This window comes from Microbacterium sp. Leaf351, assembly GCF_001423825.1.
Classification (GTDB): Bacteria; Actinomycetota; Actinomycetes; order Actinomycetales; family Microbacteriaceae; genus Microbacterium; species Microbacterium ginsengisoli.
In genome coordinates this window covers 75,860-76,306 of record NZ_LMPK01000036.1, presented here as the reverse complement: position 1 = coordinate 76,306, position 447 = coordinate 75,860, and the positions used below count along the sequence as shown (strand labels likewise).

The following is a 447-nucleotide window of genomic DNA, read 5'->3' as shown; positions in this document are numbered from 1 at the left end:
CCTCCCAGCTCGACGCGCAGACCGTCGCACACGCCCTCTCCGGACAGATCGGCACCCCGTTGGCGGCCGTCGACGAGTCGGCCGTGAAAGCGGCTCTGGTGCAGTTCCCCCTCATCGAGACGTACACGGTGGAGGCGCAGCCTCCGCACGACCTGGTGGTGCGCATCGTCGAGCGCACCCCGGTCGGGTTCATCCAGTACCCGTCGGGGTACGCGCTGGTGGATGCGGCCGGCGTGCAGCTGTCGATGTCGTCGACGCCGCCGTCGGGCTATCCCGCGCTGACGGTGAGCGACACCTCGTCGGCGGCGTTCCGTGCGCTCGGTGCGGTGATCCGGGCGTTGCCCGCGCAGCTGCGCTCGATCGTCACGGCGGGCAGCGCGCAGACCGCCGACGACGTGACGCTCACGATCGGCGGCACCGGGACCCGGATCGTATGGGGGAGCGCCG

At 71.8% G+C, this 447-nt stretch carries 1 protein-coding gene; it reads left to right on the top strand.

The features are described from left to right. A partial coding sequence (locus tag ASG00_RS14610) for an FtsQ-type POTRA domain-containing protein (protein WP_156456256.1) occupies positions 1 to 447 on the top strand: 447 nt, incomplete at both ends.